Here is a 15,936-nt window from a genome sequence, read left to right on the forward strand (position 1 = left end):
CTACGGGAGTACGGGGCAGGGGAGACCCTGGAGGCGCAGGTAGCGCCGAGAAGGCTCCCCGGACCGCCACTAAAGCGGAAATCAACAGACAAAGATTAACAGACCATTAATAAAAAGGGGGTGCAATACTTTTGGGGCACCCTCGATTCAAAAAAATAGCTCACTGGGAACTCCCAGTGAGCTTAAAAGTTTTGTAACTTATGAAAGAGGGCAATTATTAATTGTTATGTAAAACTATGATAATAATTTCAGTCCTGTTACCCCAATAATGATTGCACCGAGACTTGCAAGTCGAGACCAACTTCTTCCCTCACCATAAAAAATCATATTTAAAAGCACCGCACCGGCTGTACCGATACCGGTCCATACAGCATACGCTACGCTTGTATCCAAATACTGAAACGAAGTATAGATAAATGCAAAGGAGGCACTGAGCCCTCCAAGGTAAATCAACCCATTTTTAACTGTACGCTTTTTGCTGAATAAGTTCAGCCCCCATACACCTATTAATTCATTAACTGCTGCAAAGAAAACAAATACCCATCCCATCATTGTTCAGCCCTTTTCCCCTTTTTATTATCTGACATCTTTAATCCAATAACTCCTGCAAGGACCATAATAATGAAGAACACCTTTACTAAACTTACTTGTTCATTAAAAAGAAAGACGTCCATCAAGAATGTTCCTATTGTTCCTGCCCCAGCAAAAATGGCATATACTGTTCCAGTCGGTAATGTTTCACAGGCCTTGGCAAGAAAATGAAGGTCCAACATTATAAAAATAACAATGAAAAACCATTCCCACCAATTGGAAGCAGTATGGAAGCCGTATATCCAGACCAATTCCGAAAGACTGGTTAAAAGTACATATATCCATGCTTTGTTCATTTTTTAATACCCCTTAGTTCAAGCATGACTGACATTCAGTCATGATAATTCGAAATATCCCCTTTAAATCCCCTTAATACCCCTTATTTAATACCTAAACCATGCATCGCAAACTCTAATACTTCCTTTTTCTTGATATCAGCCATGTTTTTGTCACCATGGGAATATAAAAAGGTTTGCTCTGCTACCGTTTCAATTAGACCAATAAGCAAAACTGCAGTTTGGTCTGGATCAATCGTTTCACGAATAATACCAGCGGTTTTCGCATCACCCAAGAATTTGCTCATCCATGAATAATATGGAGAATAGATGGTTTCCCATTCCTGTAGAAATTCCGTTGAAGCAAGCCCTGCATAGATCATTGCAAAGATTTCCCGATAATCCTTAGCAATTGTAAAGACTACATCAATTACAGTCCTTAACTGCTCTACAAAAGAGTCCGTTTCCTTAACATTTTTTTTAATTTCAACCAACATTTTTTCTACCATTACTTGTGCAATGGACGGCATGATGGACAATTTTGAAGAAAAATAGATATAAAATGTCCCTTGAGCAATCCCTGCCTTTTTTACGATATCCGATACTTTCGCCTTTTCGATGCCTTGTTCACAGAAAACATCAATGGCTGCATGAATGATTTTTGTTTTTTTATTATCCATTTACGCCCCCAATTATGACTGACTATCATTCATTTTAGACGATTTTTGGTAATTAGTCAAGGGATTCCCACCTTTTTCTCACATAAGCATCGTATAATTGTAGTTTTATATGAACAAAGGCAATCCCATTGTTTTGTAACCGTTTCGATTATTCACCTAATTATAATAAGAATAAAATTATATAACGATAATTTAGATAATTTAGTTTTATAAGAATATTTAGCCCGAATATCCCGAATTATTTCCATATATTTCTTTAACAAAGGGAATTATTCCAATATTTCAACGCATTACCATGGAAATGTGGCATAAAGTTTAACGAATTGTGAAGCTTTTTTGAAATACCTTTTGGTTATATTGACTGGAAATAGTAACTTGCCGCATACTAGCTCATGTAAGAGATGCAACTAAGATATCCAACATCTTAAAGATGAAAAAGGAGGAAATCATGAAACATCTTAAGATTGCTTGTAGCCAAGAATCAGAGGTATTCTTTTCAACAGAAAGACAGACTGTGAGATTAGGAGAAACTGATTACACAGATGTAGCAGCAGTTGTATTAACAGATGAGGAAACTGATTTTATAAAGGAGTTAGAAGATACAAAATTCGGTATTCCTGTTTTTGTTATCCTCAAAAACAGTGATGTACTCGAAGATCGTTTGGTTGGTAACGTTTATCACGTGATCGATGGAAGTCAATATGACGTAAAACGTTATAGTGGACAAATCGAAGATGCAGCAACCCAGTATGAAAAAGAGTTACTGCCACCATTCTTTGATGTATTAAGCGAGTACGTGAATAAAGGAAACATCCAATTCGATTGTCCTGGACACCAAGCGGGTCAATACTACCGTAAACATCCAGCAGGCCGTTTCTTCTATGACTTCTTTGGAGAAAATATCTTCCGTTCTGATATCTGTAATGCGGATGTTAAACTAGGGGATTTATTGATCCATGAAGGTCCAGCTATGGACGCTGAAAAGTATGCAGCTAAAGTCTTTAACGCAGATAAAACTTATTTCGTAATGAACGGAACTAGTACATCAAACGTTGTTGTTACCAATGCAGTAGTAGCTCCTGGCGACCTTGTTTTATTTGACAGAAACAACCATAAATCAAATTATAATGGTGCTTTGGTTCAAGCCGGCGGTATTCCAGTTTATTTAGAAACTTCCCGTAACCCATTTGGATTTATTGGTGGTATTGATGATCACTGCTTCGACGAAGATTATTTAAGATTACAAGTTGCTAGTGTTGCACCAGATAAAGTTGATGCAAAAAGACCATTTAGATTAGCGATCATTCAATTAGGAACTTACGACGGTACGATTTATAATGCACGTCAGGTTATTGATCGAATTGGACATCTTTGTGACTATATCTTGTTCGACTCAGCATGGGTTGGTTATGAACAATTTATTCCAATGATGAAAGATTGCTCTCCACTATTATTGGATCTAAAAGAAGATGATCCTGGAATTTTTGTTACTCAATCTGTACACAAACAACTTGCAGGTTTTTCTCAATCGTCACAAATCCATAAAAAGGACAAGCACATCAAAGGTCAAGACCGTTATGTAGATCATAAACGTTTCAATAATGCCTACATGATGTATGCTTCTACAAGTCCTTTCTATCCAATCTTTGCAAGTCTTGATCTTAATGCTAAGATGCAGGATGGCGAAGCAGGACGCCGCTTATGGGCTGACTGTATCAAAATGGGTATCGAAGCTAGAAAATCAGTATTGAAAAATTGTTCTTTAATTAAACCATTTATTCCTCCGATGGTTAATGGAAAGAAATGGGAAGAATTCGATACAGAGGAAATTGCTAATAATCTAGAATTCTTTAAGTTCCACCCAGGTGAAAAATGGCATTCATTTGAAGGCTATGGCGAGGATCAATATTTTGTTGACCCAAATAAATTCTTGTTAACTACTCCTGGTATCAATGCTGAAACAGGCGAATACGAAGACTTTGGTATTCCAGCTACGATCCTTACCAATTTCTTACGCGAAAATGGAATCATTCCTGAGAAAAATGATTTGAATTCCATTTTATTCTTGCTAACACCTGCTGAAACACCAACTAAGATGCAAAATCTTGTATCACAATTTGCTAGATTTGAAAGATTTGTAATGGAAGATGCTCCTTTAAGTAAGGTTCTTCCAACAATTTATAAGAATAATATTGATCGTTACTACGGATACACAATTCGCATGCTATGTCAGGAAATGCACGACTTCTATAAAAATTTAGATGTTAAGACATATCAAAAGCAATTGTTTAGAAAGGCTACATTGCCTGAAGTAGCGATGACTCCTCAAGAAGCAAGATGGGAATTAGTACGTAATAACAAAAAACTAGTTCCATTAACAGAAATCGTTGGTGAAGTAGCGTTAGAAGGTGCACTACCATACCCTCCAGGAATTTTCTGTGTTGTTCCAGGTGAAAAATGGAGTATATCAGCCCAACAATATTTCTTAGCACTAGAAGAAGGAATTAATAAATTCCCTGGTTTCTCTCCTGAGATTCAAGGAGTTTACTTACAAGAAGAAAATGGTCTTGTCAAAGCATACGGATATGTTTATGATAAAACACGTGTTTCTACTCAAAAGGTGCAAAAAGAGTTGGCAAACGCATAACACGCAAAAATCAAGATTTCACACTTATTGTTCGCTTTTAAAATTACTTTAAAAGCAGAAAGAAAGGGGAAAAATATTATGAAACAATTAAAGATTGCTTGCAGTCCGGAATCATTGAATTTCTTTTCAACAAATCGTGAAACAATTGAATTAGGTTGCACTGATTATACAGATGTAGCTGCAATGGTTGTAACTGAAGAAGAATTAAGTTTTGTTAGTGAAGTAGATAGCACAAAATTTGGTATTCCAGTATTTGTGATCAAATCAAGTGAGAATAAACTTGTAGAGGACGTTGTTGGTAAAGTTTACCACATCGTGGATGGAAATCATTTTGACACAAACCTTTATAGCAGACAAATTGAAGAAGCAGCTTCCCAATATGAAGCCAATTTACTTCCACCATTCTTTAAATCATTAACTGGTTATGTGGATCAAGGAAATTCTTCATTTACCACTCCAGGACACCAAGGTGGACAATTCTTCCGTAAGCACCCTACTGGCCGTGCTTTCTATGAATATTATGGAGAAAACCTATTCCGTTCAGATCTTTGCTGCTCCGACGTACAATTAGGAGATTTATTAATTCACGAAGGCGCTCCAGTGGATGCTGAACAACATGCTGCGAAGGTGTTTAATGCAGATAAAACTTACTTTGTAATGAATGGTACAAGTACTGCTAACTCAGTTGTAGCGAATGCTACCGTAGCACCTGGCGATTTAGTATTGTTTGACAGAAACAACCATAAATCAGTTTATAATAGTGCTTTAGTACAAGCTGGTGGTGTTCCAGTTTATTTAGAAACTGCCCGTAACCCATTTGGATTTATCGGCGGGATTAATGACCACTGCTTCGATGAAGATTATTTAAGATTACAAATTGCTAGTGTTGCACCAGAAAAAGTAGATGCAAAAAGACCATTTAGATTAGCCGTTATTCAATTAGGAACTTACGATGGTACTATTTATAACGCACGTCAAGTTGTTGATCGTATTGGACATCTTTGCGATTACATCCTATTTGACTCAGCATGGGTTGGTTATGAACAATTTATTCCAATGATGAAAGACTGTTCACCACTATTGTTAGAACTTAACGAAAATGACCCTGGAATTTTTGTTACACAGTCTATTCACAAGCAACTAGCTGCATTGTCACAAGCATCACAAATTCATAAAAAAGATAGTCATATTAAAGGACAAAAGCGTTATGTAGATCATAAACGTTTCAACAATTCTTATATGATGTATGCTTCAACAAGTCCATTATATCCTTTATATGCAAGTATGGATGTTAACGCTAGAATGCACGATGGCGAAGCAGGACTTAAGATGTGGGCTGACACCGTTAAGCTTGGCATTGAAACAAGAAAATCAGTATTAAAAAATTGTTCTTTAATTAAACCATTTATTCCACAAGTAATTAACGGAAAGAAATGGGCAGAAGCTGACACAGAAGAAATTGCTAATAATCTAGAATTCTTCAAATTCCATCCAGGTGAAAAATGGCATTCATTTGAAGGCTATGGCGAGAACCAATATTTTGTTGACCCAAATAAATTGTTGTTCACTACGCCTGGTATCAATGCTGAAACAGGTGATTATGAAGAAACTGGTATCCCAGCTACTATTCTTTGTAACTTCCTAAGAGAAAATGGAATTATTCCTGAGAAAAATGATTTGAATTCCATTGTATTCTTATTAACACCGGCTTCAACACAAACAAAAATGCAAAACCTAGTATCACAAATGGTTCGTTTTGAACAATTTGTAAAAGAAGATGCACCTTTAAGTGTCGTACTTCCAAAAATGTATAACAAGAATAAAGATCGTTATAAAGGCTATACAATTGGAATGCTTTGTCAAGAAATGCATGAATTCTATAAAAATAGAAATGTTAAAAAATATCAAAAACAATTATTTAGTAAAGCTTCATTACCAGAATCAGTAATGATTCCTCAACAAGCTAGATATGAGTTAATCCGCAACAACTCTAAATTGGTGCCAATAACTGATATCGTTGGTGAAGTTGCATTAGAAGGTGCTCTACCTTATCCTCCAGGAATCTTCTGTGTTGTTCCTGGTGAAAGATGGACCGAGACCGTACAACAATATTTCTTAGCTTTAGAAGAAAGCATTAATAATTTCCCTGGCTTCTCTTGTGAAATTCATGGCGTTTACTTTGAAGAACAAGAAGATGGCAAGGTTAAAGCTTTTGGATATGTATTAGACAAACAACAACCTGCGTCTGAACAAGCTAGTCAAGAGAAAAAAGAAACAGCAAGAGTATAAAGATAAAAAAGACAAAAAAAGGATAATCTCAAGTGAATAATTCATGATTGAATGATCGCTTGAGGTTATTCTCGAAATTATCTAAAATTATTTAACTTTTACAAGTTTACAATAATATAAATGGAGCTGTCAATTATGAGTCAAACAAAAAATAAAATGAATGCTATGCAGTTAACCATATTAACAGCCGTTAATATGATGGGCTCTGGAATCATCATGCTTCCTACGAACTTGGCACAAGTTGGAACCATGTCAATTCTTTCTTGGATCGTTACGGCATTAGGTTCATTGGCTTTAGCGTATGCTTTTGCTCAATGTGGAATGTTTAGTCGTAAAGGCGGAGGTATGGGAGGATACGCTGAGTATGCCTTCGGTAAAGCAGGTAACTTTATGGCCAACTATACGTATGGTTTGTCATTGCTTATTGCTAACGTAGCCATCGCTGTTACTGCTGTTGGTTATGGTACTGTATTATTTGATTTGAAATTATCTCCAGTTGGAATCGGAATGTGTACAATTGGTGTTTTATGGTTAACAACTATTTGTAATTTTGGTGGAGCAGGAATCACAGGTAAAATTGGTGGTATTACTGTATGGGGCGTTATTGCTCCTGTAGTTGCGATTTGTATTATTGGGTGGTTCTGGTTTGATGGACACCAATACGCTCAAGCATGGAATCCACATAATTTTTCATTCTTTACAGGAATTGGAAAATCAATTTCAATCACCTTATGGGCTTTCTTGGGACTTGAGTCTGCTTGTGCTAATGCGGATGCTGTTGAAAATCCTGAGAAAAACGTTCCAATCGCCGTTCTTGGTGGTACTTTAGCTGCTGCTGTTATTTATATCATTTCTACAAACGTTATTGCTGGTATTGTTCCTAATATGGACTTGGCAAATTCTAACGCACCATTTGGTCTAGCATTTGCGACGATGTTTACTCCAGCTGTTGGTAAAGTTGTTATGGCGTTAATGACTTTAGCATGTGTGGGTTCATTACTAGGTTGGCAGTTTACAATTGCTCAAGTATTTAAGAGCTCTGCTATGGAAGGATATTTCCCTAAAGTATTCCTTAAAGTAACAAAAGCTGATGCTCCAGTTGTTGGAATGATCATCCTTGGTGTTATTCAAACATTATTAGCATTAATGACAATTAGTCCATCTTTAAATAAACAATTTAATACATTAGTTAACTTGGCAGTAGTAACGAATCTTATTCCATATTTGTTGTCTATGGCTGCATTGGCGGTCATGCAAAAACAAGCCAATGTTCCAGCTAAAAAGGCGAAACTTGGAACCACCATTGCGCTTATTGGTTCAATTTATAGTTTATACGCTCTTTATGGCTCTGGATTAGAGGCAATGACTTACGGTTCGATCGTAACCTTCACTGGTTGGACATTATATGGATTCCTTTCGCACAAATTCGATTTAGCCCAACCAGCTCAAGCTAAGAAAGCTTCTTAATAGAAGGAAACTTTCAAGTTACTAAGTAAAAATGAGGGTGCTTTTCATGAAGTACTCTCATTTTTTAAAAATTATTTTATTTGTGGTATATTCTACCATTTTATACATTTAAACTGCAGAAGAACAAAATAAATAGGATAGATCCTTCTCAACTCACAGAATAAGCTTCATTCAGACTTCATTTTACCGGAAGGCTGTTAAGTGCTTTCCAAGTACAATAAGAAAGTATAAATTTTGACTTCGAGAATTGTCCAGCTCCTAGGGGCTCGGGGTCATAAGCCCCTGACCAAGGCGCTTCCGCTTTTCTTATCAGACTTCCGGTAAAATGAAAAACTATCAGAGTTGAGAAGGAATTTATCCACTAACTCTAGCTAGAATTTCTTTTTTACCAACACTAAAAGGCGGAGAGCCAAAATTTTAAAGGGGTTGTTAGCTATGAGTCTAGAAGAGTTAAATGACCAGTTGCTGGTCAGACGGGAAAAAATGACTGCCATGCGTGAAAATGGACTTGATCCATTCGGCAAGCGTTTTGATCGTACACATTATGCGGGTGAGTTAGTCGAAAAGTATAACGCCTTAGAAAACGAAGAACTTGAAGCAAAGAAGATTTTCGTTACACTAGCTGGACGTATTATGACAAAACGTGGAAAAGGGAAAGCTGGATTTGCCAATATTCAAGATATAACTGGTCAAATCCAAATCTATGTTAGAGAAGATGCAGTTACGGAAGAACAATATTCTATTTTCGATTCTGCTGATTTAGGCGACATTATTGGGATTTCCGGTACGGTATTTAAAACAAATACAGGTGAGCTTTCTGTCAAAGTGCAAGATTTTACTTTTTTAAGTAAGGCGCTTCGTCCATTGCCAGATAAATTTCATGGCTTAAAGGATATTGAGCAGCGCTACCGTCAACGCTATCTGGACTTAATCATGAATCAAGAAAGTAGAGAGACATTTATTACTAGAAGCCGTATTATTCGTGAGATACGCAGCTATTTAGATGCCCATGGCTACCTGGAAGTTGAAACTCCAATGTTGCATGCAATTCCTGGAGGCGCAGCTGCACGTCCATTTATTACGCATCACAATGCCCTTGATGTTCCATTTTATATACGGATTGCCCCTGAGCTTCATTTAAAAAGGCTGATTGTCGGAGGACTTGAAAAAGTATACGAAATAGGCCGTGTATTCAGAAATGAGGGTGTTTCGACCCGTCATAATCCTGAATTTACAATGATTGAGCTCTACGAGGCATATGCCGATTATCGAGATATCATGCGTGTTACTGAAAACTTAGTTGCCCATGTTGCTCAAAAAGTTCTCGGGACAACCAAGATTCAATATGGGGAGTATGAGGTTGATTTAACGCCAGAATGGAAAAAACTCCACATGGTTGATGCGATTAAAGAATATACCGGTGTAAATTTATGGAATGTTGACCTAGAAGAGGCACGCCGATTAGCGAAAGAAAACGGTGTCGAAATTAATGAACATATGCTTTATGGTCATATCGTGAATGAGTTCTTTGAACAAAAAGTAGAAGAAAAATTGATACAACCGACGTTCATTTATGGACATCCAGTGGAAATCTCCCCTCTTGCTAAGAAAAATGATGAGGATCCGAGATTTACTGATCGCTTTGAATTATTTATCGTAGCTCGTGAACATGCGAATGCCTTCACGGAGTTAAACGATCCAATCGATCAAAGAGAGCGTTTTGAAGAGCAAATAAAAGAGCGTGAACAAGGAAATGATGAAGCACATCCAATGGATGAGGACTTCATTGAAGCATTGGAATACGGTCTGCCGCCAACAGGTGGATTAGGAATCGGAATTGACCGATTGATCATGTTGTTAACAAATTCTCCGTCTATACGTGATGTTCTATTATTCCCATTAATGCGCCAACGGTAGTTTTAAAAGGTGCCAGTTTTTCTGGCACTTTTTTAATGAGAAAGTATATCATTTTGTCTACGAGAATTGTCTAGCTTCAGCGCCTAGCCCCTCGAGGTCATAAGCCAATCCGTCATGAAGGTCAAAAAGCAACCTTCCTGGCGGCTTGTCTTATGCTTGTCGGGGATGAGCATAAAGGAAATCTTCCTTGAATAACCTTCGCAGGAACAAGCTGTGCTTGTTACGAAGGCGCTTCCGCTTTTCTTATTGCCCAGCTCCGTGAGAGTAAGCTTTCTTATGAATCAAATTCTTCCATTGGTAAAAATGCTGTAAACTGAATTTATCAGCAATTCCAAAATCTATGGTATATCTTGCAAGATAAATTATAATAAAATAGAAATAAAAGAGGATTTTTTAGGAGGAGTATATGATGACGATTAATAAAGTAATGACTATTGCCGGTTCAGATTCAAGCGGCGGTGCAGGTCTTCAAGCAGATTTAAAGACATTCCAGGAACTTGGCGTTTATGGGATGACAGCGATCACATGTATCGTCACAATGGACCCGAAAGACTATTGGCACCATAACGTCTTTCCAATTGCGACAGATATTCTTGAAAAGCAAATGGAAACGATCCTATCTGTCGGGATTGACGCGATGAAAACAGGAATGTTGGGAACTGTTGATATTATTGAGCTAGCAGCAAGAAAAATCCAAGAACATCAATTAGAACGAGTTGTAATTGACCCTGTTATGGTATGTAAGGGGGAAGATGAGGTATTAAATCCGGAAACAACTGATGCAATGCGCGAATTGCTTGTTCCACGGGCACTTGTTGTAACACCAAACCTTTTCGAAGCAGGACAGCTTGCGCAAACAAGAACACCCCGCACGATTGAGGAAATGAAAAATGCTGCTGTGAAAATCCATGATTTAGGCGCCAAAAATGTCTTCATCAAAGGTGGCAGCAAGCTTCAATCGGAGGAAAAAGCAATTGACCTTCTATTTGATGGGAAGGAATTCAAAATTTACGAGTCTGAAAAAATCGAAACGACTTTCACACACGGTGCCGGCTGTACCACTTGCGCTGCGATAACAGCAGAAATTGCCAAAGGGAAAACGGTTCAGGAAGCAGTAGAAGTGGCCAAGGCGTTTGTCACTGCTGGCATCCAACAAGGCTTCCGTTTAAATGAATATGTCGGTCCAACCTGGCATGGAGCATACCGCACTTTAAAAGGTTAATATTTTTTGGAAAAATGAACCCTTGTCCGGATCTGCGGCAGGGGTTCATTTATGATTAACTACTGAAAATAGAGTGAAAACGAGAAAACGGTAGCTTATAGAGGTTCTAAGCGACCGAAAACAGAGTGAAAACGAGAAAACGGTAGCTTATAGAGGTTCTAAGCGACCGAAAACAGAGTGAAAACGAAAAAACGGTAGCTTATAGAGGTTCTAAGCGACCGAAACCAGAATGAAAACAAGAAAACGGTAGCTTATAGAGGTTCTAAGCGACCGAAACCAGTATGAAAATGAAAAAACGGTAGCTTATAGAGGTTCTAAGCGACCGAAACCAGAATGAAAACGAGAAAACGGTAGCTTATAAAGGTTCTAAGCGACCGAAACCAGTATGAAAATGAAAAAACGGTAGCTTATAAAGGCTCTAAGCGACCGAAAATGGAGTGAAATAGAAAAAACGGTAGCTTATAAAGGTTCTAAGCGACCGAAACCAGTATGAAAATGGAAAAACGGTAGCTTATAAAGGCTCTAAGCGACCGAAACCAGAATGAAATCAAGAAAACGGTTGTTTATAGGGATTCAAAGTGGTAACGTCAAGAATTTTGTGTATTTGATTTATAGGGACCAAGGAATTGTCTTTATTGGATACTGCCAATTTAGGCAGTACCCAAGTGGAACTTTTGGATACTAACTTTTCAGGCTCATTCAATAATATCTTTAAAATCTTCTCTTAGTCCTTTTCGTAAGATACCAACGAGTCCTGAACTAGCGAACTCTGCAGCATACGGAAGCGCAACCTTAAAATTTAAAAACGCAGGTTCAAAAAAGGGAGCGGTTAGTTCTCGGATAGATTCAATTAGTTTATCTACAAAATGCGTACTACCATATTCACCTAACAACACTTTCCAGATTTCTTTGCATTGATAAGTATAGTTAAATGCATCCCTAAAAAAATCGACATTATTTCCACTGAGTTTGCCTTGCCAGTTTTCTTTGCGTTGATAAGTAGAGTTAAAAGCATCCCTAAAAAAATCGACATTATTTCCACTGAGTTTACCTTGCCAGTTTTCAAAATGTTTAATAAATTTTTGTATTTCTTCATCTTCTATATACGTTAGTAAACTGTTCTGATTATCATAATGCGCATAGAAAGTACCTCGATTGATATTGGCTTCGGTACATAACTCCGTAATAGAAATTTTGGAAATTGGTTTTTCTGACATCAATTTCAAAAGTGCATCTTTTAGAAATATTTTGGTACGGTCAATTCTACGATCCTGCTTTGAATGCATTTTTCTCTTCCCTTTTTAAAAATTTTTGTAAATAATCAACAATCAGTAGTGGAAATGTTGGGTAACATACAAATCTTCGGCATTTGGTGGTTGTATACCATCTTCTAATTCTAGTATGATTCTTTTTGTAACTTTAATCAACAAAGTGTTCGCTAACGTGCGCTTTGTATGTTAAAAGGTTTTGGAGGAAATACAATGGCAAAAATTTTGTACAAAGTCGGAAGATGGTGTGCTCAAAATCGAGGAAAGGTATTATTTGGTTGGATGGCAGTTTTGATCGCAACGCTTACAATTGCCATCGTGATGAAGCCAAATTTTATTAATGCTCTAACAATTCCAGGCATCCCAGCTGAAAAAGCATCAGACGTTATCAAAAAAGAATTTTCATCTGGCGGAGATGCAGGTAGCATACGGGTTGTGTTTTATGCTAAAAATGGGGATTTAACAACACCGACCAATCAAAAAGTGATTTCAGACACACTTTCAAACGTACAAAAGGATACTAATATTGCTAGTGTCATGAATCCTTATCAAATGAAAACGATTAGTCGAACAAAAGACATTGCATTTGCTGACGTTAATTATAAGGTTGATAAAACAAAAGTATCTGAGAAATCTCTTGATCACTTAAAAGAAAGTATAAAGATTTCTAAAAAAGCTGGTATTCAAACAGAATTGACTGGAAACGTAGAAAAACTTTCACCAATTGAAAGGGGGGGAAGCTCTGAAGCAATTGGTATTGTGGTAGCTTTCTTCATCATTGTTTTTACTTTTGGTTCTTTGGTTGTTGCTGGGTTGCCGATTTTGACAGCTATTTCGGGTTTAGGAATTAGTATAGGGCTTATCTTGATTGGCACAAATTTTGTAGACATGCAAAGTATTTCGATGACACTTGCTATCATGATTGGGCTTGCTGTCGGAATTGACTACGCCTTATTTATCATTGCAAGACACAGACAACAACTGAGAGATAGGATGGAAGTTACCCAATCGATTGCCAAAGCGGTTGGCACGTCAGGAAGCGCGGTTGTATTTGCTGGCTTGACGGTTATTATTGCACTAAGTGGATTGTGTTTAGTCGGGATACCATTTCTAACAGCTATGAGTATTACTTCAGCAATAAGCGTTCTATTCGCTGTTCTAGTCAGCATAACTTTAATGCCAGCTATTTTTGCGCTAGTAGGAAATCGTATAAATCCGCTTCGTAAAAAATCCAAAGATTTTAGGAAGTCAGATAGCGCAGAGAGTAATTTTTGGGGGAGAATAGTCACACGTTACCCTGTTTTAATTGCCATTGTGTGTTTACTTGTTGCCATCACTGTGAGCATCCCAGCATTCAATTTGAAATTGGGTATTGCTGACAATGGAATGAAAGATACAAGTGATACACAACGTAGGGCATATGACCTTTTGACAAAAGGTTTTGGAGAAGGGTTTAATAGTCAACTAGTTGTTGTACTAGATGCAACGAAAGTGTCAGGAGATAAACAAGCTGCTCTCCAAAAAGTTGCAAGTGGACTCGGGAAAAATGATGAGGTAGCATTTGCTACACCAATTATGCCAAATAAATCAGGTGACTATGCTTTGATGCAACTGACACCTAAGCATGGCCCAAATGACGATAAAACAAAAAAATTAGTTGATAACATTCATCATAAAGCAAAGTCTATTATGAAAACCGATAAAGTCAATGTAATGATTACAGGTGTAACAGCCATGAACATTGATATTTCAGAGAAATTATCGGAGGCTCTCCCTATCTTTGTATCTTTCATTGTGATTTTTGCTTTGATTCTATTAACAATTGTTTTCCGTTCGATTTTTGTTCCGCTCAAGGCGGTTTTAGGTTTCTTGCTAACGATTGCTTCCACACTTGGATTTGGTGTTTTTGTTTTCCAAGAAGGTCACTTGAAAGATTTTTTCGGTATTACGAAAGAAGGACCAATCTTAGCATTTCTACCAATTTTCTTGATTGGCATTCTATTTGGTTTAGCGATGGACTATGAAGTCTTTTTGGTAAGCCATATTCGAGAAGAATACATGCATACAAAAGATGCGGAAAAATCTATTTTAGGCGGAATGAAACATAGTGGGAAGGTTATAACAGCAGCAGGTTTGATCATGATTTCGGTGTTTGCGAGCTTTGCTTTCACTAAAGATGTGATGGTTAAGTCGATGGGGCTATCACTTGCGTTTGGTGTTGCTTTTGACGCATTTATAGTGAGAATGACGCTTGTTCCTGCTGTTATGAAATTATTCGGAGACAAAGTTTGGTATCTACCAAAATGGTTAGATAAAATCATTCCGAATGTTGATATTGAAGGTAGTACTTTGAATGATTTAGAAGATGAAAAAGATGAGAAACTGAGTCGTTCTATCTGAAAAAGCAAATATACTATGGGGTAGAAAACCCAAAAATACGATAAGAGAGAAGCCTCTTATCGTATTTTTTTTGACTCTTAATCAATACACCAAGTAAATCCAATTAAAACTAAGATTCCATTATTTTGAGTTGATTTTTTGCTATATATAAAGCTCATTGTTGATTTTGACACTATGTTGATTGGAGCGGAAGGCGCTCGACTCCTGCGGGAGTACGGGGCAGGGGAGACCCCGCAGGCGCTAAAGCGCCGAGGAGGCTCCCCGGACCGCCACTAGAGCGGAAATCAACAGACATGTTTAACAGAACAAATTTTTTTTAACAGTCATAATAGTAATATTTAGTTCATTATCCGTTCATAATCCGTACTTACAATAAAGACATACAAAGGGAATGAGCAAAAAAGCTCACCTTAATCGTAAGGAGGAATAATGATGTTACCATTTGCCATAATATTTATTTCATTAGCACTTGTTTTTTATACAATTGGAGTCTGGAGTGAGAAAGTCCAAGGGGTATTAAAGAATTGGCACGTTACCATCTTTTGGCTTGGATTAGTATGTGATACAACCGGAACAACGATTATGGGGAAAATTGCACAGGGAGGCTTTTTATTTAGTTTTCATGGAATAACAGGCTTACTAGCCATTTTATTAATGCTATTCCATGTCATTTGGGCAACAATAGTTTTAATGAGAAAAGACAAAGAAATGATACAGAAATTCCACAAATTTAGTATTCTTGTTTGGGTCATTTGGCTGATTCCATATATTTCTGGACTAATTTATGGAATGACAAGATAATGTAACTAAAATTACAGAAATTTTGAATAATAGGATAAAAGAACCAAAACGCTTTCACAAAAAAATAGGTGAAGGCGTTTTGGTTTTTTTATCATCTGATACTATTTTCCCTGGCGGCGCTAATAAGTAGGAACAACCAAGTGACATTAGTTGCTAAGATATTAAAAAAATTAATAAAATGGTCATAAATTTGTCATAAATCTAAATCAATAAACGGTGATTATTTGTTAGTATAATAAGTGTATTTATAATAATTATAAAAAAGAAAATAACGGTTATGGTTTGGTAATGCATCTAAGAGTCAGCTCATAAGGATTGTGGTTTAACGAAAGGCACGATAGTTTGTGAAGAAATGAGCATGAAATCTACATCAGTCGTG

Annotated in this window: 11 protein-coding genes; 7 read left to right on the top strand and 4 right to left on the bottom strand. The window is 37.0% G+C overall.

Translation table 11 applies throughout. The annotated features are described in order from the left end of the window. Positions 1-234: 234 nt before the first annotated feature. From BN1082_RS11905 to BN1082_RS11915, 3 genes are all read right to left on the bottom strand, one after another. Positions 235-549: a DMT family transporter gene (locus BN1082_RS11905; RefSeq protein WP_090634998.1), complete on the bottom strand. Its 315-nt coding sequence runs from the start codon at positions 547-549 to the stop codon at positions 235-237. After that, positions 549-887 (bottom strand): DMT family transporter, encoded by a 339-nt coding sequence (locus tag BN1082_RS11910; protein WP_090634548.1) that lies wholly within the window; start codon positions 885-887, stop codon positions 549-551. Before BN1082_RS11910 ends, BN1082_RS11905 begins: the two co-directional genes overlap by 1 nt. Before the next feature lie 83 nt (positions 888-970). Continuing rightward, complete coding sequence (locus BN1082_RS11915; protein WP_090634550.1) at positions 971-1,546, bottom strand: TetR/AcrR family transcriptional regulator; 576 nt, start codon at positions 1,544-1,546, stop codon at positions 971-973. Positions 1,547-1,994: 448 nt separating this feature from the next. Here BN1082_RS11915 and BN1082_RS11920 point away from each other — a divergent pair, with 448 nt between their 5' ends. From BN1082_RS11920 to pdxK, 5 genes are all read left to right on the top strand, one after another. Then, a complete protein-coding gene (locus BN1082_RS11920; RefSeq protein WP_090634552.1) occupies positions 1,995-4,193 on the top strand; it encodes an ornithine decarboxylase in 2,199 nt (732 codons plus the stop codon). A 78-nt stretch (positions 4,194-4,271) separates the two neighbouring features. Then, positions 4,272-6,482, top strand: a complete 2,211-nt coding sequence (gene speC, locus BN1082_RS11925) for an ornithine decarboxylase (RefSeq protein ID WP_090634555.1) — start codon at positions 4,272-4,274, stop codon at positions 6,480-6,482. A gap of 135 nt (positions 6,483-6,617) precedes the next feature. Then, a complete protein-coding gene (potE, locus tag BN1082_RS11930) occupies positions 6,618-7,949 on the top strand; it encodes a putrescine-ornithine antiporter (RefSeq protein ID WP_090634558.1) in 1,332 nt (443 codons plus the stop codon). A 435-nt stretch (positions 7,950-8,384) separates the two neighbouring features. Then, a complete protein-coding gene (gene lysS, locus BN1082_RS11935) occupies positions 8,385-9,866 on the top strand; it encodes a lysine--tRNA ligase (RefSeq protein WP_090634560.1) in 1,482 nt (493 codons plus the stop codon). 409 nt (positions 9,867-10,275) lie between these two features. Further along, positions 10,276-11,088, top strand: coding sequence for a pyridoxine/pyridoxal/pyridoxamine kinase (gene pdxK, locus BN1082_RS11940; protein WP_090634563.1), 813 nt, complete (start codon positions 10,276-10,278; stop codon positions 11,086-11,088). Positions 11,089-11,783: 695 nt separating this feature from the next. Here pdxK and BN1082_RS11945 read toward each other — a convergent pair. Further along, entirely contained in the window at positions 11,784-12,374 is a 591-nt protein-coding gene (locus BN1082_RS11945) for a TetR/AcrR family transcriptional regulator (protein WP_090634565.1), read from the bottom strand. Positions 12,375-12,569: 195 nt separating this feature from the next. Between BN1082_RS11945 and BN1082_RS11950 the strand changes: the two genes are divergently transcribed. Then, a complete protein-coding gene (locus tag BN1082_RS11950) occupies positions 12,570-14,756 on the top strand; it encodes an MMPL family transporter (RefSeq protein ID WP_090634568.1) in 2,187 nt (728 codons plus the stop codon). 432 nt (positions 14,757-15,188) lie between these two features. After that, positions 15,189-15,557 carry an HsmA family protein gene (locus BN1082_RS11955; protein ID WP_090634571.1) on the top strand — a complete coding sequence of 123 codons (369 nt, stop codon included), beginning with the start codon at positions 15,189-15,191 and terminating at the stop codon, positions 15,555-15,557. The last annotated feature ends 379 nt before the right edge of the window (positions 15,558-15,936 follow it).

It is taken from the genome of Neobacillus massiliamazoniensis (assembly GCF_001048695.1).
In the GTDB taxonomy this organism is placed as follows: domain Bacteria; phylum Bacillota; class Bacilli; order Bacillales; family Cytobacillaceae; genus Neobacillus; species Neobacillus massiliamazoniensis.